Source organism: Bacillus sp. SN32, from assembly GCF_002837495.1.
GTDB classification, from domain to species: Bacteria; Bacillota; Bacilli; order Bacillales; family Bacillaceae; genus Bacillus; species Bacillus subtilis.
The window spans coordinates 29,934-53,447 of record NZ_PJCT01000007.1 but is presented as its reverse complement, the minus strand read 5'-3'; the positions used below and the strand labels follow the sequence as shown (position 1 = coordinate 53,447).

Sequence of the window (23,514 nt, the reverse complement as noted above, 5' to 3'; positions counted from 1 at the left end):
GAAGGCCTCCTAACCCGAATGTTGGGAATTTTCAAACTGCGGCGGCTTAGAAGAAGCCGCTAAAAGCTTCTTCTATGCTAAACCTAAACGTTCAAAGATCAGATCAACATTTTTCAGATGGTAATTGTAATCAAAGCAGTCAGCAATTTTTTCTGGAGAAAGACGTGACGTGATTTTCTCTTCCGCTTCAACAAGTTCGCGGAACGGCACTTGTTTTTCCCACGCTTCCATTGCTTTCGGCTGAACAGTATCATAGGCTTCTTCACGAGTCAGGCCTGTGTCAATCAAAGCAAGCAGCACACGCTGAGAATAGATAAGGCCGAGAGTGCGGTCCATGTTGCGCTTCATGTTTTCCGGGAAGACCGTTAAGTTCTTCACGATGTTGGAGAAGCGGTTCAGCATGTAGTTCAGCGCAATTGTCGCATCCGGAAGAATAATCCGTTCTGCTGAAGAATGAGAAATATCGCGCTCATGCCATAATGGAACATTTTCGTAAGCTGTCATCATGTAGCCGCGGATCACGCGCGCCATGCCTGTCATGTTTTCAGAGCCAATCGGATTTCGTTTATGCGGCATTGCAGATGAACCCTTTTGCCCTTTCGCGAAAAATTCCTCTACTTCACGTGTTTCACTCTTTTGCAGTCCGCGGATTTCCACAGCGAATTTCTCGATGCTTGTCGCGATCAAAGCAAGTGTTGCCATATAGTCAGCATGGCGGTCACGCTGAAGGGTTTGAGTGGAAATCGGTGCTGCTTTCAATCCGAGCTTCTCACAGACATATTGTTCAACAAATGGATCAATGTTCGCATATGTGCCGACAGCGCCGGAAATCTTTCCAACCTCGATGCCTGCTTTCGCTTGTTTGAAACGCTCAAGATTACGTTTCATTTCTTCATGCCAAAGCGCAAGTTTTAAGCCGAAAGTTGTAGGCTCAGCGTGTACGCCGTGCGTGCGCCCCATCATGACTGTGTATTTATGTTCTTTCGCTTTTTCTTTTATAATGTCAACAAATCTCTCAAGATCCTTGAGCAAAATATCGTTTGCCTGTTTTAATAAGTAGGAAAGAGCCGTATCAACAACGTCAGTTGACGTTAAGCCGTAATGCACCCATTTTCTTTCTTCGCCCAGTGATTCGGATACAGCGCGGGTAAAAGCGACAACGTCATGGCGCGTGTCCTTTTCGATTTCTAAAATGCGGTTGATGTCAAATGACGCATTTTCGCGCATCAGCTTTACGTCTTCTTTTGGAATAACGCCAAGCTCCGCCCACGCTTCACAGGCAAGAATTTCAACCTCTAACCATGCTTGAAATCTGTTTTCATCCGTCCAAATCGCGGACATTTCAGGTCTTGAATAACGTTCGATCATTCTGCTTGTCCTCCGTCTCTATTCATCCATTTATTTGTGATCTCCTGAATCCATTCGTCTTCAGGCTGCTTCATAAATGTAATATGCCCCATTTTGCGGCCTTTTTTGATTTCATGTTTTCCGTATATATATAGCTTTGCCTCTTTTAAAAGCTCCGGGTCCTCCTCAACAAGCTTTACTTCATCGCCGAGAAGATTCACCATCATGCCCGGCTTCAGCAAATCTGTCTTCCCAAGCGGAAGCCCGCATACTGCTCTGATATGCTGCTCAAACTGGCTCGACTCGCAAAGGTCCAGCGTATAATGCCCAGAATTGTGCGGTCTTGGCGCCAGTTCATTAACCAAAAGCTCTCCGTCCTCTGTCAGGAACATCTCAACAGCAAGCGGTCCGACAAGGTTAAGTTCATCTGCAAGCTTAACTGCGAGATCAGCAGCCTTCTGCTGAATCCCTTTCTCTACCCGTGCGGGCACGATGCTTTGGAAAAGAATATTGTTGTGGTGAATGTTTTCAGCTGTCGGAAATGTTGAAATTTCACCGTTTACCGATCTGACGACGATCACCGACAGTTCCATTTTAAAAGAAACCCAGCTTTCAAGAATGCAAGTTCCGTGTTCTAACAGAGCGGCTGCCTGCTCCATTTGCGCCTCTTCTTTTATCACAAATTGGCCTTTGCCGTCGTACCCGCCGCGGCATGTCTTCAGAACTGCGGGTAACCCGAGCTCCTGTACCGCCTGTTTCAATTCATTCTTTGTTTTGACGATGCTGTACGGTGCGACTTCACAGCCCGCGGATTGAATTGCTTTTTTCTCTGTTTCACGGTTTTGGGTAATGAGCAGCAGCTCACTTCCTTGCGGGAGATACGCATGATCTTTTAGCCAATGCAGCGCATCATAGTCGATGTTTTCAAACTCATATGTGATGATATCGCTGATTTCAGCCAATTTTCGAATCGCTTCACGGTCATTATAATGAGCGGTAATTTCGACATCCGCAACCTGCCCGCACGGCGAATCTTTCACCGGATCAACGACCGCGACTTTATACCCCATTTGTTTGGCGGACACAGCCATCATTTTCCCAAGCTGGCCGCCGCCGATAATGCCGATTACAGCTCCCGGATAGATGATTTGTTTAGACAAGCTGATCACTGCTTTCTAACACTGTCTGTTTTGTATTTTCTCTTCTCTCATCCAGCTTACGGGCAAGGTCTTCGTCAAATGCTGACAAAATTTGCGCCGCTAACAGGCCTGCGTTCACAGCACCCGCTTTGCCGATGGATGTTGTCGCAACAGGCACGCCTCCAGGCATTTGGACGATGGAAAGAAGTGAATCCATTCCGTTCAGCGCCTTGGACTGAACCGGAACTCCAATGACTGGCAGTGTTGTTTTCGCAGCCGTCATCCCTGGCAGATGCGCCGCTCCTCCGGCACCGGCAATAATCACCTTGATGCCTCTTTCTCTAGCAGTTTCAGCATATTCAAACATGAAATCAGGCGTCCGGTGAGCGGAAACGACCTTTTTTTCGTACGGAACATTGAGTTCGTCAAGTATGTCGCATGCGTGTTTCATTGTCTCCCAATCGGAAGTGCTTCCCATGATGATTCCTACTAGCGGCTGCATTCTGTTCCCCACCTTCTAATGCTTTTGTTTTCAGAAAATAAAAAATACCCGCTCTGCATTGCACTTATGAGGAAGCAATACAAACCGGGCATGGTACATGTATCGTCAGTCGTTCGCTTCTGCGATATATCCATGTCAGTTTTATCGATCACTTTCCTGCATAGTCCGGCAATTTACGGTTGCCGGGTAGAAACTTATGGGCCATATTCCCAAGATTATATGAGGTCGTGTTTTGATTTCATGTTTATCTTAACAACGGACATGGATAATGTCAACGATATTATCGAACGATACAAAAATTCATTCTACTAATGTTCGTGTTTTAGATCAATTTCCCTTCAAATACGATTTTTTTCCCGCACGGAACGATCTGAATTGACCCATTTTCCTTTTTTTCCATAAAAATAGGTTCTTCCATTCGCCTTACAGGCAGATATCCTTCTTCTTTCATTTGCTGAAGCACCGCATCAATCGTTTGCTGCTCTGTCACTTCAAACTTTTTCTTCTTCGGCTTTGCCATTATTCTTTAATTCTCCTCTTCTTCACCGCTTTGACCCAGAAGCCGCCGTGGATTGTTTTTGGTTCGTACGCAATAATAAAGGCTTTTGAATCAAGTGTTTTAATCGTATCATATAGCTGGAGTTCATATTTTCTCGGCGTCAGGATCTGAAGGGCTGTGCGGTCGCCTTCAAGCCCGCCTGCCACCCAATTTGTCACGCCGTAGCCTTTTTCACGGAGCTGCTTCGGAAGATCAAGATCGAGCTCCTTCGTAATCACATTGACCATAATATAGCCAAGCGCCAATTTTTCTTCTATTTTCATGCCGACAATTACGCCAAGACCGTAACCGAGCGCGTACGCGATCACATTTTGAATCTGGTCTAAGTTATCGAGCACCAGACTCAGCCCTGTCACATAAACCAGTATTTCAATCGTACTGATGCCGGCCGCTAAATAACGCTGTCCTTTCAGCGTTAAAATCATTCTTATCGTAAAAAATGACACATAGACAATATTAATAATGAGAATTATGAGAACCATGGCTATCCCATTTGATAAGATGGTTTGCATCATTTTATTCATCCCCCTACTCTTCAGCTTGCACAAAGCATTCATATTCTACTAGAGAAATGAGCCGTTTACAATCAGCTTCGCCCGTAAGCTTAAGCAAAATATTTCGACATGCTTTTATGAGTTGAACAGTAGTAGTTTACCCTCTTTCTCGCCTTTTCAAAATCAAAACAAAAAAGCCCGCTTTTCAGCAGACTCACCTCTTTATATCTATTGTCAGATCTCTTTTTTCATTTTCTGAAGGGACTTGTATTCTTTCTCAAGCTCACTCAGCGTGTAGTCAGCAAGCTGTTCCCCTCTTCCTTGATAAAATTCCGAGAGCAGTAATTTGGTTTTTAAAAATTGCTTCTTTTGATTAATTGCTCGGCGAAGCACATCAGCCATGTCCATCATCCTCCTTAAACATAAAGGTTTTTGCGCTGGACGTTTTCAGCATTTTCCCCATCATACACGGGTTAATCCTACAAATCAACTATGTTTTTTAGATATATTTGTAAAAAGTGTGACATAAAAAAACCGGCTAGGATTAGCCGGTTTTTTCATTAAAGCGGAATCAGCGACGCCGTAAAATATTCAGAAATAAACGGCCAAGTCACTGCCGTAAACAGCAGCGCTATCGCAACCACTGCAAATACACAATAGATATAATCAATTGGTGCATCTTGTGCCGCCTGGTACACACGCTGTACATACAGCGCGATGATAAAAAAGATGGAAAACAAGATCAGCACCGTAAACAGTACTGTCAGCATTGGGATATTTACGATCGCAAAGATCAGCCAAAGGATTGAAACAGCAATTACGGGTACAAGCAATGAACCCAATACGGCAGCCGCTTCTCTGAACGTCACCTTCTGCTTCATCATATAGCGGGAGACAGCCCATATAGCAAAGACCATTACCGCGAAAAAGATCAGCAAATACACAAGAACAACTAAAAACCCGTCATAGAAAGCATGATGGCGTTCTCCGAAACCGAGCGGCCGATTCCAGCTTGCCTTTAACTGAAACCAATTCCCAATTGAAAAAATGATACTGAATATAAGCATTGAAATCAGACCGTACTTATAATGAGAAAAACCATCCGTTACGACAGTTTTCGCCGGTGATTTTAAAATCGAGAACGCAAAACCGCAATATCTGTTGATGGCTGCCCAAACAGACGCAAGCTTGTCTTTAACAGTTGATTCACCGCGTTCCTGGCGCGGTTTCTGCTTTTGTTTTTGCTTCTGCTTGCTTTGCCGGCTCGCCTTTCTGGACATTCTCGATAGCGGTTCTTCATCTGCATCTATTCTTTCACTCTGGTTAATTTCTTCTTCAAACGTTTCTTTTCTTTCTTCCGTCATGTCAGCAACTCCTATCAAAAAAATACGGCGGAATACCATTCAGCAAGAAAATAAAACACTTATATAAGGTACCGAAGCCTTCCTGAACAGTCAAGTCATTTCCATTTAAGTAAAGCATGGCGGCACATCTACATGACGGTATATCGTATGAAATGGTTTTATCTTTTGCAACAAAAAAACCAGCTGCCGCTGCAGCTGGTTTTTCAATTCTTATTTTAAGAAGATAAAGTACAGGATAAATACGACAAACAGCCCGTACATGATTGGGTGAACCTCTTTTGCTTTTCCTTTGCACACCATTGTAATCGGATAGAAAATAAATCCGATGGCAATACCAGTCGCGATGCTGTACGTTAACGGCATCATGATCATGGTAAGGAAAGCAGGAACAGCCACTTCGAACTTATCCCAAGCGATTTTGCCAAGCGGCGCCACCATCAATGCACCAACGATAATAAGCGCCGGCGCTGTTACATTTGACGTAACGACTGATAGGAGCGGAGAGAAAAACGTAGCCAGTAAAAAGAGAATCCCTGTTACAATTGCGGCAAATCCTGAACGGGCACCCGCAGCGACACCTGAGCTTGATTCCACGTAAGAAGTTGTTGTAGACGTACCAAGCACGGCACCGATCACAATAGAAGATGAATCAGCTAAAAGCGCACGGCCCGCACGCGGCAATTTGTTTTCCTTCATTAAACCAGCTTGTGTTGCCACAGCAACAAGTGTACCAGCTGTATCAAAAAATCCGACAAACAAGAATGTTAAAATAACGATCAGCATTTGTACAGAGAAAATATCCGGGAGGTGAATCCACGCTTGTCCGAAAGTCGGCGCAAGGCTTGGCACACTGCCTATAATTTGAGTCGGAACCGGAACCAAACCGAAAATCATGCCGGCTACCGCTGTTAATAGCATCCCGATAAACACGCCTGCGTTCACGCGAAGCACCATTAAAATAACCGTGACAATCACACCGAAAATCGTTAACAGCACAGGGCCGCTGTGAATGTTTCCGATCGTGACGAGCGTAGAAGGATTTGCAGTAATGATTCCTGAGCCTTGTAAGCCAACGAATGTAATAAACAGGCCGATCCCCGCACCGACTGCCAATTTCAGCTCAGGCGGAATGGCGTTGATGATTTTTTCACGAAAACCTGTTAAAGAAAGAGCAACGAAAATAAGACCTGAAATAAAAACACCGGACAAAGCTGCCTGCCATGAAATACCCATACCAAGGACAACAGAAAACGCAAAAAACGCGTTCAGCCCCATACCCGGCGCAATGGCAATCGGATATCTCGCTATTAATCCCATTAAGATACAGCCTGCTGCAGACGCCAGCGCTGTCGCCGTAAAGACCGCACCCTGATCAATTCTCAGCGCCTCGGGAAAATCTTTCACGCTCTCCAAAGCAAGCGTAATCGGATTGACGAACAAAATATATGCCATAGATAAAAAAGTCGTTAATCCGCCAATGATTTCATTGCGATAGCTGGTGCCCAGCTCATCAAACTGAAAAAACGTTTTCAAGCTATTTGACTCCCTTCACTCTTTGCTATTTATTCTGTCCTGAAAACGCCAAATAAAAAACGCCCCAATACATTTTGGGACGCTTGACTACAGACGGATTTCAGTTCGAATAAATAAACGTGTTTTATTTATATCAAACGAAAGAAATGTTTACGTAGTCAAGCCATTTACGGTAGCTTGGTAGAGACTTGCGAGCCATATTCCCGCGATTATACGAATTCATCTTATTTGATTTCTGTGTCTATTGTACCAACTTCATTTTGAAAAAACAATACAAAAAGCGAACAATAGTCACACAAAATCGGATTTTGTTCGTAATAAACAAATAAAACCATCTTCCCGGCAAAATTGCCAAAAAGATGGTTTCCATTAATTGATTCTTATTCCCACTCAATCGTCGCAGGCGGCTTACTTGTAATATCGTACACCACGCGGTTAATGTGCTTCACTTCGTTTACGATACGTGTCGAAATAACTTCAAGCACATCCCACGGGATACGCGCCCAGTCAGATGTCATGCCGTCGATTGATGTAACGGCGCGGATTCCGATTGTGTAATCATATGTTCTTGCGTCACCCATAACACCAACGCTGCGGATGTCAGGTAGAACAGTGAAGTATTGCCAGATATCACGCTCTAAGCCGTGATTTGCAATTTCTTCACGCAAGATTGCATCTGATTCACGAACGATTTCAAGTTTTTCTTCTGTTACTTCGCCAAGAACACGGATTCCGAGTCCCGGTCCTGGGAACGGCTGACGCCATACGATTTCATCCGGAATGCCGAGCTCTGTGCCAAGCGCGCGCACTTCGTCTTTGAAGAGCGTGTTTAATGGCTCGATCAGCTCAAACTGCATGTCTTCAGGAAGTCCGCCGACATTGTGGTGAGATTTGATCGTTTGTGCCGTTGCTGTACCGCTCTCGATGATATCTGTGTAAAGCGTACCTTGTGCAAGGTAGTCGATGCCTTTGAGCTTGTCCGCTTCATCATCGAATACGTAAATGAATTCATTACCGATGATTTTGCGTTTTTGCTCAGGATCAGAAACGCCTTTTAGTTTATCTAAGAATCGATCTTGTGCGTCTACTTTAATCACGTTCATGTTAAAGCCTTCGCTGAATGTTTTCATAACACCCTCAGCTTCGCCTTTACGGAGAAGACCATGGTCTACAAAGATACAAGTCAGCTGGTCGCCGATCGCTTTATGAATCAAAACAGCAACAACAGAGGAATCAACGCCGCCGCTTAGCGCGCAAAGAACCTGTTTGTCCCCGACCGTTTCACGGATTTTTTGCATTTCGATTTCGATAAAGTTCTCCATTGACCATTCGCCTTCGCATTCGCAAACACCGAATACAAAGTTTTTCAGAAGATCATTGCCGTATTCGGAGTGGCGCACTTCCGGGTGGAACTGAACGCCGTACCATTTTTTGTCTGCTTTGCTCATTGCTGAGTTCGGGCAGTGATGGCTTGTCGCGTCAACAGTGAAGCCTTCAGGAACTTCTACAACCAAATCGCCGTGGCTCATCCAAACCACTTGTTCATTCGGAAGATCTCTGAACAAATCAGGTGTGCCTTCGATGTGGATGTTTGCTTTTCCGTATTCACGCTGGCTTGCCGCTTCAACTTTACCGCCAAGGTAATGAGTCATCAGCTGCATGCCGTAGCAAATTCCCAAAACAGGAATATCAAGCTCGAAGATTTTCTCGTCACAGCGGAAAGAATTTTCATCATACACACTGTTTGGACCGCCGGATAAAATAATTCCTTTTGGATTCATTTTTTTAATTTCTTCAGCCGTCAATGTATGTGGATGCAGCTCGCTGTATACACCGAATTCACGGATACGGCGTGTAATCAGCTGGTTATACTGACTGCCGAAATCAAGGACAAGAATCATTTCATTCACTAACTTTGTCATGGTTGTCACCTAATCTCCTCTAAGTTTTTTGACACAGAAAAAAACGAGGACAGATATGAAGCTCGCTCCGCCCTCTTTGGCAAGGCCGTTTGCCGGAGTCAGGCCAACTCGCTCCCAGACTCCGATAATATTCACTAATTCTAACAACACGTCGATAAGTGGTCAAGACCATCTTCTTTTAATTAAATTTTCCCATAACTCTCTGGAATCATTCCAAAGCGCTGAAGAATCTTCATTTCTGTAAAGCGCCCTTTCATAGCTTAATGTCAGCTTTGACATGTCTTCTATGTCGTATTTTTCATCGATTCGTTTTGCATAATCACGCAGCGTTTCACTGTCTCGTTTCGGCAGTCCTTTTCTCTTCAGTTGTTTCAGCAGCGCGCCATATGCCTCAAAAAACGCGTGCTGATCGCTGCGCCGCTTCAGTTTCCTCACGGCGAAAACAGGAATCCATAACGAGCGGAAAACATACAGCAATACAGCTGCCACCAGGAGGACTGCAAGAATCGCAAGCGCTGCATACAAGCCCGCACCGGCATTGGTATGTGAAGCGGACGGCTTTTTAGAAACAGCTGGCTCCCGCTTTTCCTTTTGTTTTTCCTCTTTTTGCGGCTGTTTTTTCTCTTCTTTCTGTTTTGCTTTCTTCGGCGAGCTGCTGTTATCGCTGCCGGAGTCCTTTGTGTCAGAAGAAGTAAATTCAGCCGGATTTGTAAACCCTTTAGTCGGCTCAAATGTAACCCAGCCCTGTTCCGGGAAATACACCTCTACCCAGGAATGGGCATTGTTATTTGTCACTTCGTAGATGTTGCCATTTTTGTTTCCTGCTTCTTTGTATTCGCCGGACGTATAACCCTTTACCCAGCGGGCCGGAATCCCGGCCGAGCGCAAGAGCACCACCATGGCGGAAGAAAAGTTATCACAATAACCCATTTTCGTTTCAAAGAGAAATTGATCGACATAATCTTCATCATTCTTCGGAATGGTCACGTTTTCTGTTTCATATGTGAACGCATTTGACCCTAAATAGTCCTCAACCGCTTTCACCTTATCAAACATATTGTCGTGATCCTGAGTCAGTTTGATCGCAAGGGTTCTCACCCGCTCTGGAAGTGAATCTGGAAGCTGCATGTAGCGATCGCTGAATGTGTACTCCTCACTGTTTTTTCTCACTTTTACCTTTCTCAGTTCATCCAGCTTATAGACCGGGGAATTGTACGTTACAGTATAATTCCCCATATTTCTGATTTCACCGGCTTGTTCACTGATCGGAGAAATTTGCTCCGTGTTGCCGTTCATTTCAAGTGAGACAGCCTGCTTTGGCTGAATGATTTCCGCACCAATCGGATACATCAGATGGTTATACCCGTAGTGCTTATCGACTTTTACACGGACGGTGCGGCGCTCTGTCGCAACCTTATGGTCAAACCACAGATTTTCAACTTTTCCATTGCTAAGCTGATACGACATGCCTGTGTCTGTTTCAATCCAGCCTTTCCCGGTATACGTATCCTTCGTTTCCACACGGAAATACGTACGCTCTTTTCCCTGCCATGTAAAAACAGGTGTAGCATCCTGCTGGAACGGGCCGCCGAGTGATTCATCATGATTCCCGTATCCGATTTTGCTTTCCCCTGCAGACACGCGGTCTTGATGAGTGATTTTTTTAAGAAAAGGCACCGGATCAGGCCAGGCCGGATCTGATTTTGGAGCGGCGAGTCCGAATCCCGTTGCAGCCAAAACCAATACAGATAAAGGAAGAAACCATTTCAGGACAGATGTTTTTGGCAGTGTGATTCTTTCCATCAGCTTAATGCGTTCCAAGTATAAAAGGCCCAGCATAAAGAAGCCGATCAGCACGATACGGATGACGGCAAAAGTAGCATCATATGGCGTAAAGGTATCAAGAATCGTAATATACGCTACTGTCATCATAAAGAAAAACAAAATTCTTCTCTGGTAAATCACCCAATAATGCAGGAGATAGACCAGCAGCCACAGCAGCACAAAAAACAGCAGGGTCCGAAATGAAGGAATCATGTCATTCCATTGCCCAGATTGAATCAGCGTGATATTCAGATAGACATCCTGCAAAAAAGAGCTTACCCAGCTCAAGTCGAATATAGATCCTTGATAAAACAGGATGTGTATCGAGATCAATGTAAATATGACACAAAAAGGAACGGTGACAAACCACCTCATCCTGAAAAAAGTCAGCAGAAACGTCAAGCCGATAAAGACACTAAAAAAGCCTGTATGTTTCGTTTCAGTAAAACTGTCAAGCGGCCTAAGCCACTCCCACAGCAATAAAAAAGCCAGAAAATAAAATAACAGCAAGCTCAAACGGCTTCCCTTGTGATCATCGTGCGGCATGTGAACCAGTCACCTCTCTTTCTAAACAACACGCGAAACTCGCCCGCCCCTCATGACCCGAACTCTGATTTGGCGTTTCATCATGCGTTCAATCATGATATTTTCAGCTTGAGAGAGCTCAGCATCTTTCTCTTTTGCCAGTATCACCGTAACCCGGCCACCTCCTATTTCTGCGAGGTGCAGCATATCTTCCGTTAACTGTCCCGTGACAACAACTTGATCAGCTTGGCGAACAGATGGCTTTCCCAGCTCTTCCCGTGCATATCGGCTTATCGGGTCTGCCGCATCACAATGAGCGATGGCTAAATGCCGAAGCATGTGCTTAAAATGCTGATCCCCTTCCTGAATAGGGAAAATGTTTTTTTCCTTTCCGATGGAAGCCAAGCCAGCACCCGCGCCGTTTTTTAAAACAGAATGAAGAATCGAAGCTGTCACTGAAACGACCTCTTCGAATGCGTCTGAGGAAAAACGGTCCATCAGCAGAAATAGATTTTTGCTGCGAGAAGGCTCAAATTCCTTCGTCATCAGCTGGCTCCGCCGTGCAGATGTCTTCCAATCTAACGCAGCAAATCGGTCTCCCGGCTGATAATTCCGCACACTTGCTGCGACTGAGGAATGGTGCTGATGAATAGGAGAAGAACCGCTTACACCGTCTTCCTGATGCCTCTCATTCACCTGATAGGAAAAACGCTGAAAGAATGGATAAACAAACAGGGTGTCATCCAGCTCAAAAAATGCTGTTTTTTCAATCAAGCCAAGAACATCCCCGGTTCGCACCCTGACAGAATGAAAGTGATGCTCTCCGCGCGGTACCCGAGCTAATTCATAGGACATCGTCATGCTCCGTTTAAACCAAGGAAAAACGAGCCGTTTGGCCGCGGTTTTGTCTCGGTTGAAGGACTCAATTCCTTCTGGCAGGCAATCTTCAATTACCATATACATCAGGGGAAACGGCAGCTTCCTTCTCAGCGTAACCGTTACGCCCAGCCTGTCCCCGGCATGCGATTGTGTTTTATCCATTTGCCGTGAAGCCTGAAAAGAACGGAGCGGATACAAGGCCAGCAGCCCGGCATACAAGACAAAAGGGAGAAACGCGTAAAACAAAAACCAGCTGACAAAGCCGCCCTGAAACATCGCATAAGAAAAAACAGCAGCCGTCAATAAAGTTAATATAATCAGCTTCCAACCATAAACGAGCCATTGCCATTTCTTATTCATCAGCGGACCGACGACCTTTGAACCGGCACCTTCACAGCTGACATGATCTCCCTTACAATCGCTTCTGCCTGAATCCCTTCAAATTTCGCCTCAGGATGAAGCATCATCCGGTGCGGCAGCGTGAAAGGAGCTAAATATTGAATATCATCCGGGATGACATAGTCGCGATAATGCAGCAGCGCGTATGCCTGTGCCGCTTTCATGAGGGCGATTGAGCCGCGCGGACTGACGCCTAATTGAACAGAAGGATGCTGTCTCGTGTTCTGCACGATTTCAACGATATATTCCTTAATGCTGTCATCAGCACGGACATTCTGCACTTCCCGCTGTAAACGGATGAAGTCTTCTTTTGCAATAACCGGCTCAAGCGTCTCAATCGGATGGCTTTTTTCCTGAAGAGATAAGACGTCAAGCTCTTCATTAAAGGACGGATAACCCATCCGAAGTTTGAATAAAAAACGGTCAAGCTGGGCTTCCGGCAAAGGATAGGTTCCTTCATATTCGACCGGGTTTTGCGTTGCCATCACAAAAAACGGATCGGCAAGCTGCATCGTATGGCCATCTACCGTGACGCTTCCCTCTTCCATCGCTTCGAGCAAAGCCGACTGTGTCTTCGGAGAGGTACGGTTGATTTCATCGGCCAGCACGATATTTCCCATAATCGGGCCGGGACGATATTCAAACTCCATCGTTTTCGCATTATAGATAGATACCCCTGTTACATCAGATGGCAGCAAATCCGGAGTGAATTGGATTCTTTTGAAATCGGCGCCGATTGATTTTGCCAGCGCGCGGACCATCATCGTTTTTCCGACTCCGGGTACATCCTCAAGCAGCACATGCCCTTTGGCAAGAAGGGCTGCTAAGCTGAGTATGGCGATGTCTCGTTTTCCAACCATTACTCTATTAATATGTTCAACTGCTTTCCCCAGCAAAGGATGCAGGTCTTCTTGATATGCCATTCTTTTCCTCCTAGTCATCTACAAAATTCATCATAATGTAACCTAACTTTACCACAAAAAGCAATCTGTATAAAAAAACGATTCTAGCAAATTGTTTCCAATAAAGCTGGCCAAAACACACAAAAAAAGCTTCCTGTGGCAGGAAGCTCAATTATTTGTGTTCTAAAGGCTCCATATGAACATGCGAATAATCAATCGCATGCTCCTCCTTCATTCTCCGCTCAATTTCATTGGCTATATCGTGGCTTTCCGTAATATTTAAATCTGCCGATACCTCAACCACCACATCAACATGAACCGTACTGCCCAAGTATCTTGCTTTTATGTCTTTTAAACGGCTCACACCGGAGATTTTTTCGATTGTCTGTTTATAAGCGGAAATGTCCTTTATGTCGAATCCATCTGTCAAAGAGTGAGATGACTCTTTAAAAATATCCCATGCGGTCTTGCAAATAAGCAGACCGATCACAAACGCAGTGACCGTATCAATCCAAGCAAGATGGAATTGAGCAGCCACAATGCCGATAAATGTGCCGATACTGACGAATGCGTCTGATTTATTATCAGCAGCCGCAGCAAGGAGCGCCTGGCTCTTCACCTTTTTGGCCAGCCTTTTATTGTACCGATAAACGATCAGCATCAGGACTGCCCCGCCCGCTGCCGTCCAAGCCGCAATCATATCTGGCGTCTCTTGTTTAGCAGAAAAAATAGATTCTCCGGCGCTGAACAGCACTTGCAGTCCGACAACCATCATAATAAACGATGCGATAAGCGATGCAATCGTTTCCGCTCGAAAGTGGCCGTATGGATGATCTTCGTCAGGAGGCTTTTGAGAGATGCGCAGGCCAATCAGCACAGCAACAGAAGCAATAATGTCAGTTGTGTTATTTAACCCGTCTGCCGTAAGTGCTTCCGAGTGAAAAAGATAACCGATGATCAGTTTAATTGCGGAAAGAACAAGATACGCGGCAATGCTGACCAGCGCCCCGGATTCTCCCTTTTTCAGTTCATCATATCTCTCCATACAAAACCTCCTCCCCGCTCACATTTTCCTATTATTATCTTACAAAGCTGAACCGCAGTGGGTCTACAGAAACATGATTCACCCGCCACAGAAAAATAGTGATGATGGAACACTTTTTCTCTAATCCAATTTATTTGCTCCGCCAAAAAGCCCATCAAACCCAATGACACCAGCGCTTCTCGCATTCTATAGAATTGTAAATATTACGCAAAATCACACAGCGAATAAAAAACGAAACATTTTTTCCACACATTCGCTGAAAGCGCAAACAAAACACTACAAATTTGAAATAAAACGTTATATTTTCTCACATGAATTTTCGACAAACTGTATATTTATGATAGAGTTTCAATTATCATAATATTCAGTAATGATTGCATTTTAAAAGGAGGTAACTTATGAACCAATCTCAATCAGGATTAAAAAAGGAATTAAAGACCCGCCATATGACAATGATTTCGATTGCCGGTGTAATCGGAGCCGGCCTGTTTGTAGGCAGCGGTTCAGTGATTCACTCGACTGGTCCGGGTGCCATTGTTTCTTACGCGTTAGCCGGATTATTGGTGATTTTTATTATGAGAATGCTCGGTGAGATGTCTGCCGTAAACCCGACGAGCGGATCGTTTTCTCAATACGCTCATGACGCCATCGGACCGTGGGCAGGATTTACAATCGGCTGGCTGTACTGGTTTTTCTGGGTGATCGTCATCGCGATCGAAGCCATTGCCGGTGCTGGCATTATTCAATACTGGTTCCATGATATTCCGCTGTGGCTGACAAGTTTGATCTTGACCATTGTGCTCACCCTGACAAACGTCTACTCCGTTAAGTCTTTCGGTGAGTTTGAATATTGGTTCTCCCTCATTAAAGTTGTGACTATCATTGCTTTTCTAATCGTTGGTTTTGCCTTTATTTTTGGCTTTGCACCGGGCAGTGAGCCAGTCGGTTTATCGAATCTTACAGGCAAAGGCGGATTTTTCCCGGAAGGCATCAGCTCCGTATTGCTCGGCATTGTCGTTGTCATCTTCTCTTTTATGGGAACTGAAATCGTTGCCATTGCAGCAGGGGAAACATCCAACCCGATCGAATCTGTGACAAAAGCCACCAGATCCGTTGTATGGCGCATCATCGTCTTTTACGTGGGCTCAATCGCCATTGTCGTGGCGCTTTTGCCATGGAATTCAGCAAATATTTTAGAAAGCCCTTTCGTCGCTGTACTTGAGCATATAGGAGTGCCGGCAGCCGCACAGATTATGAACTTTATCGTCCTCACAGCTGTACTCTCTTGCCTGAATTCAGGTTTGTACACCACATCCAGAATGCTGTATTCACTAGCAGAAAGAAACGAAGCGCCGCGCCGTTTTATGAAATTGAGCAAAAAAGGCGTTCCCGTACAAGCCATTGTGGCCGGGACATTTTTCTCTTATATCGCGGTCGTAATGAACTATTTTTCACCGGATACCGTCTTTTTATTCTTAGTCAACTCATCAGGCGCAATCGCTTTACTCGTCTATCTTGTCATCGCTGTTTCCCAGCTGAAAATGCGGAAAAAACTCGAAAAAACAAACCCGGAAGCATTGAAGATCAAAATGTGGCTCTTCCCTTTCCTAACCTACTTGACCATCATCGCCATTTGCGGAATTTTAGTGTCCATGGCGTTTATTGATTCCATGAGAGACGAGCTGCTGCTGACAGGCGTCATCACGGGAATCGTTCTGATTTCTTACCTTGTGTTCAGAAAACGCAAGGTGAGCGAGAAAGCGGCTGCCAACCCAGTTACACAGCAGCAGCCCGATATCCTGCCTTAATGCTGATCAAATCCTAAACGGCCTGCCGTTTAGGATTTTGTTATTTTCTTTCTCGGGCAGTCTGCAGCACGAAGATTTTTTGTAACCATCACGTTCTTATTGTCATTAACTATAGTACCAATTTGGAAAATTTAGATAAGGACAGATGAAAATGACACTTGAAAAATTTGTGGATGCTCTCCCAATCCCAGATACACTAAAGCCAGTACAGCAATCAAAAGAAAAAACATACTACGAAGTCACCATGGAGGAATGCACTCATCAGCTCCATCGCGATCTCCCTCCAACCCGCCTGTGGGGCTACAACGGCTTATTTCCGGGGCCGACCATTGAGGTTAAAAGAAATGAAAACGTATATGTAAAATGGATGAATAACCTTCCTTCCACGCATTTCCTTCCAATTGATCACACCATTCATCACAGTGACAGCCAGCATGAAGAGCCCGAGGTAAAGACTGTTGTTCATTTACACGGCGGCGTCACGCCAGATGATAGTGACGGGTATCCGGAGGCTTGGTTTTCCAAAGACTTTGAACAAACAGGACCTTATTTCAAAAGAGAGGTTTATCATTATCCAAACCAGCAGCGCGGGGCTATATTGTGGTATCACGATCACGCCATGGCGCTCACCAGGCTAAATGTCTATGCCGGACTTGTCGGTGCTTATATCATTCATGACCCAAAGGAAAAACACTTAAAACTGCCTTCAGACGAATACGATGTGCCGCTTCTTATCACAGACCGCACGATCAATGAGGATGGTTCTTTGTTTTATCCGAGCGCACCGGAAAACCCTTCTCCGTCACTGCCTAATCCTTCAATCGTTCCGGCTTTTTGCGGAGAAACCATACTCGTCAACGGGAAGGTATGGCCATACTTGGAAGTCGAGCCAAGGAAATACCGATTCCGTGTCATCAACGCCTCCAATACAAGAACCTATAACCTGTCACTCGATAATGGCGGAGAGTTTATTCAGATTGGTTCAGATGGAGGGCTCCTGCCGCGATCTGTTAAACTGAATTCTTTCAGCCTTGCGCCTGCTGAACGTTACGATATCATCATTGACTTCACAGCATATGAAGGAGAATCGATCATTTTGGCAAACAGCGCGGGCTGCGGCGGTGACGTCAATCCTGAAACAGATGCGAATATCATGCAATTCAGAGTCACAAAACCATTGGCACAAAAAGACGAAAGCAGAAAGCCGAAGTACCTCGCCTCATATCCTTCGGTACAGCATGAAAGAATACAAAACATCAGAACGCTAAAACTGGCAGGCACCCAGGACGAATACGGCAGACCCGTCCTTCTGCTTAATAACAAACGCTGGCACGATCCCGTCACAGAAGCACCAAAAGTCGGCACAACTGAAATATGGTCCATTATCAACCCGACACGCGGAACACATCCGATCCACCTGCATCTAGTCTCCTTCCGTGTATTAGACCGGCGGCCGTTTGATATCGCCCGTTATCAAGAAAGCGGGGAATTGTCCTATACCGGTCCGGCTGTCCCGCCGCCGCCAAGTGAAAAGGGCTGGAAAGACACCATTCAAGCGCATGCAGGTGAAGTCCTGAGAATCGCGGCGACATTCGGTCCGTACAGCGGACGATACGTATGGCATTGCCATATTCTAGAGCATGAAGACTATGACATGATGAGACCGATGGATATAACTGATCCCCATAAATAACCCGACAAACTTGCCTCTAGCAGGCAAGTTTTTTCTTTATGAAACCTTTGGCCCTATTTATCGTAATACGTAAAAACAGCAAAAAGGAGCTGCTTTTTATGCTGACACACGACCTACATGAAAAAATAAAGCAATACATTTCCATTTATGCTGAATTAAAATCAAAATTAAAATGGAAAGTTTCACACGATCAGATATTAATGCTCATTTCTTCTGCATATATTGTGAATAAAAGAGAGTTTGATTTTCAGCGCTTTTATGATTTGAGCAGCTATATCAAATCAAACATCGGCAGCTTCTCAACACTCAATTCACACCACCGCTTTACTGTTGCATCTATTCTGGACATTCATTTTCAGCATAAGGCAAAACAAACATTTCATACTTTCATCGATGTATACAATGAAATGGTGAAGCTAGGATATAAGCGGGATATGTTCACATACCTTTCCGCTCTGATCTTGCTCACCGGCAAATCTGAAACGACAAACCAAAAAGAACAGATGAACTTGGGGCTAGCTGTTTATCAGCAGATGAAGAAAAATCATTATTTCCTCACTTCAACTCAGAATGTTCCGCTTGCCGTACTGCTTGGAGAAAACGGAAAAGGTTTGCAGGCGCTACAGAAGGCGGAAACATGCTATCAGCTGCTGGCAGCCAACGGATTTAAAAAAGGACAGTACTTACATCAGGTCAGCCATATTCTGGCCTTGCAAAGTGAAAAAGAGCCCGAAATGCTTGTTTCCGCTTGCAAACAGATATATCAATCGATCACTGAATCTGTCAAAAAACCAAAGGATTATCATTATCCAGACCTTGCTCTCCTCACATTTCTGGAAGAGCCAGATATCAAAACCGTTTTGTGCATCACTGACGAATTAAACATGGAAAAAGCTTTTAAATGGCAAAAGGAAATGAATTTTAAAATTGCTGTCAGCCTCTATCTCAGTGAGCATATGGAGAAAAATCTGCTGATGGAATCAGGACTATACACCGCTATCGAAACAGCCATTCAAGCGCAGCAGGCAGCCGCGACAGCTGTCATCATCAGCTCAACAGCAGCCAGCCATACTCATGATGGAAACTAAAGGAGGAGAAACATGCCATACATCACATTAGAAGATCAGACACGCCTTTACTATGAAACACACGGGAGCGGGACGCCGATCCTGTTTATACATGGGGTGCTGATGAGCGGACAATTTTTCCACAAACAATTTTCGGTGCTTTCTGCCAATTATCAATGTATTCGTCTTGATCTTAGAGGACACGGCGAATCTGACAAAGTGCTTCACGGCCACACCATTTCCCAATATGCCCGTGACATAAGGGAATTTCTAAATGCAATGGAGCTTGATCATGTCGTTCTTGCCGGCTGGTCAATGGGTGCTTTTGTCGTATGGGATTATCTCAATCAGTTTGGGAATGATAACATTCAAGCCGCTGTGATCATCGATCAATCCGCTTCGGACTATCAATGGGAGGGCTGGGAACACGGTCCATTTGATTTTGACGGCTTAAAAACAGCGATGCACGCCATTCAAACTGACCCGCTGCCTTTCTACGAAAGCTTCATCCAGAATATGTTCGCAGAACCGCCTGCCGAGACCGAAACAGAATGGATGCTGGCAGAAATCCTCAAACAGCCGGCTGCCATTTCTAGCACGATTTTATTTAACCAAACGGCCGCTGATTACCGGGGCACCCTCCAAAACATCAATGTGCCGACATTGCTGTGCTTCGGGGAAGACAAGAAATTTTTCTCTACAGCAGCTGGGGAACACTTGCGCAGCAATATTCCAAACGCGACACTCGTTACCTTTCCTAAAAGCAGCCATTGCCCGTTTTTAGAAGAGCCAGATGCTTTTAACAGCACACTCCTCTCCTTTTTAGATGGGGTTATTGGAAAGTCATAAAGAAAAAGGAATTAGGAGATTAGGGAAAAGTATGAGACAATAAGAAGTGTGCAGTAAAATACATGAGGGAAGAAGTGACTTTATGTCTTACTATAACAAACGAAATCAAGAACCGCTGCCAAAAGAAGATGTGAGTACTTGGGAATGCACAAAAGAAGACTGTAATGGCTGGACCCGAAAAAACTTCGCCAGCAGTGATACGCCATTGTGCCCTTTATGCGGAAGTAAAATGGTCGACGGCATCCGTTCATTAGTGAATCTCCAAAACAACAGCCAAACGAAAACAAGCTAGTTCTTCCCTATAACAAATGCAGTCTCCTGCAAGCAAACAAACCCCGAACGGAGACAAAATTCTATATTTCAGAATAAAAGCCTCTCATTGCAAGAGGCCAAATACGAAGAAAGAAGCCCAAAACTGTAAACGTTTAGGGCTTTTTTGTCTGTTTCGATGGTATAATATGGATATAAGAGGAGTGATAACGTGATCTCAAACCAGCAGCAAAAAGACTTGAAAAAAAGAGCTGCGTTCAAAAAGCTGAATGTTGCAATGAACTCATATGTTGAACTTCTGTTTTTGTCAGTACCTCTGATTCATATCTTTAAATGGCTCGGATCATTAGCTCTGCACCTCATCCATTAAAAAAGCCACTCAGCTCATGCCGAGTGGTTTTTATTAGTTAATCACAGAAAAGCTGTTGATGATGCCGTTCGGATTTTCCCATACTTTTTTGAAGGTCTTATTTTCAAGGCTATAGGAATAAATCGTCCGCACCTTAGCTTCACGCCCTGTTTCATCCTTCAGTTTTTTAGCCCCCTTGGCTTCGGCAAGAAAATAAATGTTCTTCCCATCCTTAGAGAACTGCGGCTGTGCGTCAATTAACAGCTTAAATGATTTTTGATTTGAGATGATGCTTTCATATTTTTTCGTATCCGCATTGAGCATTTGAATAGAAGCGGTTTGCTCCGTTCCTTTTTGCGTATATGATGTGAATAAAATACGTTTATCATCATCAGAAACAGCAATATCGCTGATAAATTGGTTCAGGCTTTTCAGCTCATTAAATTTATTTTGTCGGCCTTCCGCAAAATGAATCGTTGTCGGTTCAGGGTCGATGCCCTTTTCGTTTGCTTCATCTGTTTTCTTGTAGTCTTCTTCTACAGAATAATGAAGCAATGCAAATGAATCGTTTTTTTGGTTATAAAAGAAGCTGCTGACGGTGTCATCCTGATCATTAGCGGCTGGATAAAGATTTTTATACTTTTTCGTCTTCAGATCAAAAGCGGCGATCCGAAAATTGCTTTCGTCCGCTTTTCCTAAGCGGAAATAGATGGTTGAACGGTCCTTTGATAAAAATAAACTGTCCGCACTCTCCGCGCCTTTATAAAGCATCGTTTTTTTATGAGACTTCAGATCCAATTTAAAAAGCCTCATTTCATTCTGTTCATTATTGCCCGTATAATAGAGCACCTGCTGTTTTTGATCCAAGGCAAATGCCGGATAGCTGGTCAGCTTCTCCTCATGGATCACCTTGTCATTTTCATAATACTTTGTCAGCAGATCCGTATCTGTAATTGAAACCAGCAGCTCATCACCGCTTTCGGTATTGACTGAAACATCAGCAGCCTTCTCATGGCCTTTATCCTTTGTAACATAAAATGCAATCCCCGCGGCAGCTGCCGCTATTATCACTGCTAACAATAATATGATTCTTTTTTTCATCTTTTATCTCCACCAATAGAAAAAGCAAGAATGTGACTTCTTGCTTTCCAGATTATATATGTACATTAATAGCTGTAATGCCCCGCTACTTTACCTTTGCTTAATGGATATCCAAGCGCTTTAAACGCTTTAGGGCTAACATCCAGCACTGCATTAGGCATTCTGCCAACATCATTTTTATAAACCGTAATCACCTTTTTAGGCTTCGCTTTTGCATAAGCTCTGATTTTTGTCCCGTTTCTAGGAACATCAAATCCGATTTTGGTCGCACAATCCCAATGTCCAAGTTTCTTACCTGAAGAGCCTTTTTTCCCGACTCCATTATACCAAGTAATATTTCCGTTCACATGTTTCGCACTGGCATCTGATGAAAAACTAAAAGCTCCCAAAGTACTTCCTACTAAGATAAAAGCGGCTAAAATGACTTTCTTCAACATTTCGTCCCCCTGTTTGTTAACATCTAGGAAGATTATACACGATCAACCAGCTATTTTTTATTTCAATATCCTTACAGTAATGTTACAAAGTCAAAAAAGTTACCTCTGCTAAAATAAACCATGGAAGATTATCCTATTATAATAGCAGTATTAGCGTTATAATTATTGATAGAGTAGTTGTCGCATTCAATATGAACGAACCATTACCGTATTGTTCAAACCAAATTCATAGCTATGTAAACGATTGATACTCTCATATAAAGAAAAAAGAGTGTGCGAGACCCTTTTTTCTTCAAAGTTTCTTTTTTCAAAAAAACGTAGATTATATTATATAAAAATTTCATTTCTTTTTTGGTTTTAAAAATGGCGATTTTGTGAACAGTTCATATTGACCGGTGCGGAATTACTCACATCAAAAGTTATAGGAGTGGTAATCCATGAAGGCAGCAAGATGGCATAACCAAAAGGATATCCGTATTGAACATATCGAAGAGCCAAAAACGGAGCCGGGAAAAGTAAAGATCAAAGTCAAATGGTGCGGCATCTGCGGAAGTGATTTACACGAATATCTAGGCGGCCCGATCTTTATTCCGGTTGACAAACCGCACCCATTAACAAATGAAACGGCACCTGTCACAATGGGGCATGAATTCTCCGGTGAAGTTGTCGAAGTCGGAGAAGGCGTTGAAAATTATAAAGTTGGAGACCGCGTCGTAGTCGAGCCGATTTTTGCTACACACGGCCACCAAGGCGCCTACAACCTTGATGAACAAATGGGATTCCTCGGCTTAGCCGGCGGAGGCGGCGGTTTCTCTGAATACGTCTCTGTAGATGAAGAGCTTTTGTTCAAACTTCCTGATGAATTATCATATGAACAAGGCGCGCTCGTTGAACCTTCTGCAGTTGCTCTATACGCTGTCCGCTCAAGCAAACTCAAAGCAGGCGACAAAGCGGCTGTATTCGGCTGCGGCCCGATCGGACTTCTTGTCATTGAAGCGCTGAAGGCTGCCGGTGCAACCGATATTTACGCTGTTGAGCTTTCTCCTGAACGCCAGCAAAAAGCTGAGGAGCTTGGCGCGATCATCGTTGATCCGTCTAAAACAGACGATGTAGTCGCTGAGATTGCAGAACGTACAGGAGGCGGTGTTGACGTAGCATTTGAAGTCACTGGTGTCCCAGTGGTGTTACGACAAGCCATCCAGTCCACTACAATCGCCGGTGAAACCGTCATCGTCAGTATTTGGGAAAAAGGTGCTGAAATCCATCCGAACGATATCGTGATCAAAGAACGTTCAGTAAAAGGAATTATCGGATACCGCGACATCTTCCCGGCTGTACTGTCATTAATGAAAGAAGGCTATTTCTCAGCTGACAAACTCGTAACGAAAAAAATCGTACTAGATGATTTGATCGAGGAAGGCTTCGGGGCTCTTATAAAAGAGAAAAACCAAGTTAAAATCCTTGTCAGACCTAACTAATTTGAAACCAAAAAGAATCCGCACTCGG

At 44.3% G+C, this 23,514-nt stretch carries 22 protein-coding genes, 1 pseudogene and 2 riboswitches; of the genes and pseudogenes, 8 read left to right on the top strand and 15 right to left on the bottom strand.

The annotated features are described in order from the left end of the window. Positions 1-72: 72 nt before the first annotated feature. The 13 genes from purB to mneS all read right to left on the bottom strand — a co-directional run bounded on the left by purB (position 73) and on the right by mneS (position 14,434). The gene (gene purB, locus CW370_RS19460) at positions 73-1,368 is read right to left on the bottom strand and encodes an adenylosuccinate lyase (RefSeq protein WP_015715438.1); all 1,296 of its coding nucleotides are present in this window, start codon (positions 1,366-1,368) and stop codon (positions 73-75) included. After that, on the bottom strand, positions 1,365-2,507 hold the full coding sequence (gene purK / locus CW370_RS19455; RefSeq protein ID WP_024571649.1) for a 5-(carboxyamino)imidazole ribonucleotide synthase: 1,143 nt from the start codon (positions 2,505-2,507) through the stop codon (positions 1,365-1,367). Before purK ends, purB begins: the two co-directional genes overlap by 4 nt. Next, positions 2,500-2,988 carry a 5-(carboxyamino)imidazole ribonucleotide mutase gene (gene purE / locus CW370_RS19450; protein WP_003244134.1) on the bottom strand — a complete coding sequence of 163 codons (489 nt, stop codon included), beginning with the start codon at positions 2,986-2,988 and terminating at the stop codon, positions 2,500-2,502. Before purE ends, purK begins: the two co-directional genes overlap by 8 nt. A 141-nt stretch (positions 2,989-3,129) precedes the next feature. Continuing rightward, a riboswitch (purine riboswitch) is annotated at positions 3,130-3,231 on the bottom strand. Between the two features lie 79 nt (positions 3,232-3,310). Beyond that, entirely contained in the window at positions 3,311-3,508 is a 198-nt protein-coding gene (locus tag CW370_RS19445) for an NETI motif-containing protein (protein WP_003219403.1), read from the bottom strand. Continuing rightward, positions 3,508-4,062, bottom strand: coding sequence for a DUF2179 domain-containing protein (locus tag CW370_RS19440; RefSeq protein ID WP_015482896.1), 555 nt, complete (start codon positions 4,060-4,062; stop codon positions 3,508-3,510). Before CW370_RS19440 ends, CW370_RS19445 begins: the two co-directional genes overlap by 1 nt. A 213-nt stretch (positions 4,063-4,275) precedes the next feature. Then, complete coding sequence (locus tag CW370_RS19435) at positions 4,276-4,443, bottom strand: Fur-regulated basic protein FbpA (protein WP_003244066.1); 168 nt, start codon at positions 4,441-4,443, stop codon at positions 4,276-4,278. 158 nt (positions 4,444-4,601) lie between these two features. Then, complete coding sequence (locus CW370_RS19430; protein WP_014479057.1) at positions 4,602-5,405, bottom strand: hypothetical protein; 804 nt, start codon at positions 5,403-5,405, stop codon at positions 4,602-4,604. 210 nt (positions 5,406-5,615) lie between these two features. Next, the gene (pbuG, locus tag CW370_RS19425; RefSeq protein ID WP_003243780.1) at positions 5,616-6,938 is read right to left on the bottom strand and encodes a hypoxanthine/guanine permease PbuG; all 1,323 of its coding nucleotides are present in this window, start codon (positions 6,936-6,938) and stop codon (positions 5,616-5,618) included. Positions 6,939-7,073: 135 nt separating this feature from the next. Then, positions 7,074-7,175: riboswitch (purine riboswitch) on the bottom strand. 143 nt (positions 7,176-7,318) lie between these two features. Further along, positions 7,319-8,860, bottom strand: coding sequence for a glutamine-hydrolyzing GMP synthase (gene guaA, locus CW370_RS19420; protein ID WP_024571783.1), 1,542 nt, complete (start codon positions 8,858-8,860; stop codon positions 7,319-7,321). Positions 8,861-9,022: 162 nt separating this feature from the next. Then, positions 9,023-11,230 carry a DUF4129 domain-containing transglutaminase family protein gene (locus CW370_RS19415; protein ID WP_101169917.1) on the bottom strand — a complete coding sequence of 736 codons (2,208 nt, stop codon included), beginning with the start codon at positions 11,228-11,230 and terminating at the stop codon, positions 9,023-9,025. A gap of 21 nt (positions 11,231-11,251) precedes the next feature. Further along, the gene (locus CW370_RS19410; protein ID WP_101169916.1) at positions 11,252-12,448 is read right to left on the bottom strand and encodes a DUF58 domain-containing protein; all 1,197 of its coding nucleotides are present in this window, start codon (positions 12,446-12,448) and stop codon (positions 11,252-11,254) included. Continuing rightward, a complete protein-coding gene (locus tag CW370_RS19405; protein WP_024571786.1) occupies positions 12,448-13,410 on the bottom strand; it encodes an AAA family ATPase in 963 nt (320 codons plus the stop codon). Before CW370_RS19405 ends, CW370_RS19410 begins: the two co-directional genes overlap by 1 nt. Positions 13,411-13,561: 151 nt before the next feature. Further along, entirely contained in the window at positions 13,562-14,434 is an 873-nt protein-coding gene (gene mneS, locus CW370_RS19400; RefSeq protein ID WP_015382984.1) for a manganese transporter MneS, read from the bottom strand. 73 nt (positions 14,435-14,507) lie between these two features. Between mneS and CW370_RS19395 the strand changes: the two are divergent. The 7 genes and pseudogenes from CW370_RS19395 to CW370_RS19365 all read left to right on the top strand — a co-directional run bounded on the left by CW370_RS19395 (position 14,508) and on the right by CW370_RS19365 (position 20,491). Continuing rightward, positions 14,508-14,795 (top strand): annotated as a pseudogene (locus tag CW370_RS19395) (hypothetical protein). A 37-nt stretch (positions 14,796-14,832) separates the two neighbouring features. After that, positions 14,833-16,242, top strand: coding sequence for a GABA permease (gabP, locus tag CW370_RS19390; RefSeq protein WP_024571787.1), 1,410 nt, complete (start codon positions 14,833-14,835; stop codon positions 16,240-16,242). A 151-nt stretch (positions 16,243-16,393) separates the two neighbouring features. Beyond that, the gene (gene cotA / locus CW370_RS19385) at positions 16,394-17,935 is read left to right on the top strand and encodes an outer spore coat copper-dependent laccase CotA (protein ID WP_024571788.1); all 1,542 of its coding nucleotides are present in this window, start codon (positions 16,394-16,396) and stop codon (positions 17,933-17,935) included. A 98-nt stretch (positions 17,936-18,033) separates the two neighbouring features. Then, complete coding sequence (locus tag CW370_RS19380; RefSeq protein ID WP_024571789.1) at positions 18,034-19,023, top strand: DUF4003 domain-containing protein; 990 nt, start codon at positions 18,034-18,036, stop codon at positions 19,021-19,023. A 12-nt stretch (positions 19,024-19,035) separates the two neighbouring features. Continuing rightward, the gene (locus CW370_RS19375) at positions 19,036-19,851 is read left to right on the top strand and encodes an alpha/beta fold hydrolase (protein ID WP_024571790.1); all 816 of its coding nucleotides are present in this window, start codon (positions 19,036-19,038) and stop codon (positions 19,849-19,851) included. An 82-nt stretch (positions 19,852-19,933) separates the two neighbouring features. Further along, complete coding sequence (locus CW370_RS19370; protein ID WP_003234008.1) at positions 19,934-20,143, top strand: cold-shock protein; 210 nt, start codon at positions 19,934-19,936, stop codon at positions 20,141-20,143. 189 nt (positions 20,144-20,332) lie between these two features. Next, entirely contained in the window at positions 20,333-20,491 is a 159-nt protein-coding gene (locus tag CW370_RS19365) for a hypothetical protein (RefSeq protein WP_003243985.1), read from the top strand. A 33-nt stretch (positions 20,492-20,524) separates the two neighbouring features. Here CW370_RS19365 and CW370_RS19360 read toward each other — a convergent pair whose 3' ends face one another. Both CW370_RS19360 and walM read right to left on the bottom strand, forming a co-directional pair. Further along, positions 20,525-21,571: a PD40 domain-containing protein gene (locus tag CW370_RS19360; RefSeq protein ID WP_024571791.1), complete on the bottom strand. Its 1,047-nt coding sequence runs from the start codon at positions 21,569-21,571 to the stop codon at positions 20,525-20,527. Between the two features lie 65 nt (positions 21,572-21,636). Then, positions 21,637-22,008 carry a cell wall metabolism protein WalM gene (gene walM, locus CW370_RS19355; protein ID WP_003234013.1) on the bottom strand — a complete coding sequence of 124 codons (372 nt, stop codon included), beginning with the start codon at positions 22,006-22,008 and terminating at the stop codon, positions 21,637-21,639. Positions 22,009-22,445: 437 nt separating this feature from the next. On the opposite strand from walM, the gene bdhA reads away from it, so the two are divergent. Further along, complete coding sequence (gene bdhA, locus CW370_RS19350) at positions 22,446-23,486, top strand: (R,R)-butanediol dehydrogenase (protein WP_029946299.1); 1,041 nt, start codon at positions 22,446-22,448, stop codon at positions 23,484-23,486. Positions 23,487-23,514 lie beyond the last annotated feature (28 nt).

What these genes read in the sequence shown, in the direction of transcription:
- CW370_RS19430 (WP_014479057.1), bottom strand. Translation starts at nt 5,405, where the DNA reads ATGACGGAAGAAAGAAAAGAAACGTTTGAAGAAGAAATTAACCAGAGT.
- CW370_RS19415 (WP_101169917.1), bottom strand. Translation starts at nt 11,230, where the DNA reads ATGCCGCACGATGATCACAAGGGAAGCCGTTTGAGCTTGCTGTTATTT.
- guaA (WP_024571783.1), bottom strand. Translation starts at nt 8,860, where the DNA reads ATGACAAAGTTAGTGAATGAAATGATTCTTGTCCTTGATTTCGGCAGT.
- CW370_RS19370 (WP_003234008.1), top strand. Translation starts at nt 19,934, where the DNA reads ATGTCTTACTATAACAAACGAAATCAAGAACCGCTGCCAAAAGAAGAT.
- purE (WP_003244134.1), bottom strand. Translation starts at nt 2,988, where the DNA reads ATGCAGCCGCTAGTAGGAATCATCATGGGAAGCACTTCCGATTGGGAG.
- walM (WP_003234013.1), bottom strand. Translation starts at nt 22,008, where the DNA reads ATGTTGAAGAAAGTCATTTTAGCCGCTTTTATCTTAGTAGGAAGTACT.
- CW370_RS19410 (WP_101169916.1), bottom strand. Translation starts at nt 12,448, where the DNA reads ATGAATAAGAAATGGCAATGGCTCGTTTATGGTTGGAAGCTGATTATA.
- purB (WP_015715438.1), bottom strand. Translation starts at nt 1,368, where the DNA reads ATGATCGAACGTTATTCAAGACCTGAAATGTCCGCGATTTGGACGGAT.
- CW370_RS19375 (WP_024571790.1), top strand. Translation starts at nt 19,036, where the DNA reads ATGCCATACATCACATTAGAAGATCAGACACGCCTTTACTATGAAACA.
- CW370_RS19445 (WP_003219403.1), bottom strand. Translation starts at nt 3,508, where the DNA reads ATGGCAAAGCCGAAGAAGAAAAAGTTTGAAGTGACAGAGCAGCAAACG.
- CW370_RS19440 (WP_015482896.1), bottom strand. Translation starts at nt 4,062, where the DNA reads ATGATGCAAACCATCTTATCAAATGGGATAGCCATGGTTCTCATAATT.
- cotA (WP_024571788.1), top strand. Translation starts at nt 16,394, where the DNA reads ATGACACTTGAAAAATTTGTGGATGCTCTCCCAATCCCAGATACACTA.
- CW370_RS19405 (WP_024571786.1), bottom strand. Translation starts at nt 13,410, where the DNA reads ATGGCATATCAAGAAGACCTGCATCCTTTGCTGGGGAAAGCAGTTGAA.
- CW370_RS19360 (WP_024571791.1), bottom strand. Translation starts at nt 21,571, where the DNA reads ATGAAAAAAAGAATCATATTATTGTTAGCAGTGATAATAGCGGCAGCT.
- bdhA (WP_029946299.1), top strand. Translation starts at nt 22,446, where the DNA reads ATGAAGGCAGCAAGATGGCATAACCAAAAGGATATCCGTATTGAACAT.
- gabP (WP_024571787.1), top strand. Translation starts at nt 14,833, where the DNA reads ATGAACCAATCTCAATCAGGATTAAAAAAGGAATTAAAGACCCGCCAT.
- mneS (WP_015382984.1), bottom strand. Translation starts at nt 14,434, where the DNA reads ATGGAGAGATATGATGAACTGAAAAAGGGAGAATCCGGGGCGCTGGTC.
- CW370_RS19380 (WP_024571789.1), top strand. Translation starts at nt 18,034, where the DNA reads ATGCTGACACACGACCTACATGAAAAAATAAAGCAATACATTTCCATT.
- CW370_RS19435 (WP_003244066.1), bottom strand. Translation starts at nt 4,443, where the DNA reads ATGGCTGATGTGCTTCGCCGAGCAATTAATCAAAAGAAGCAATTTTTA.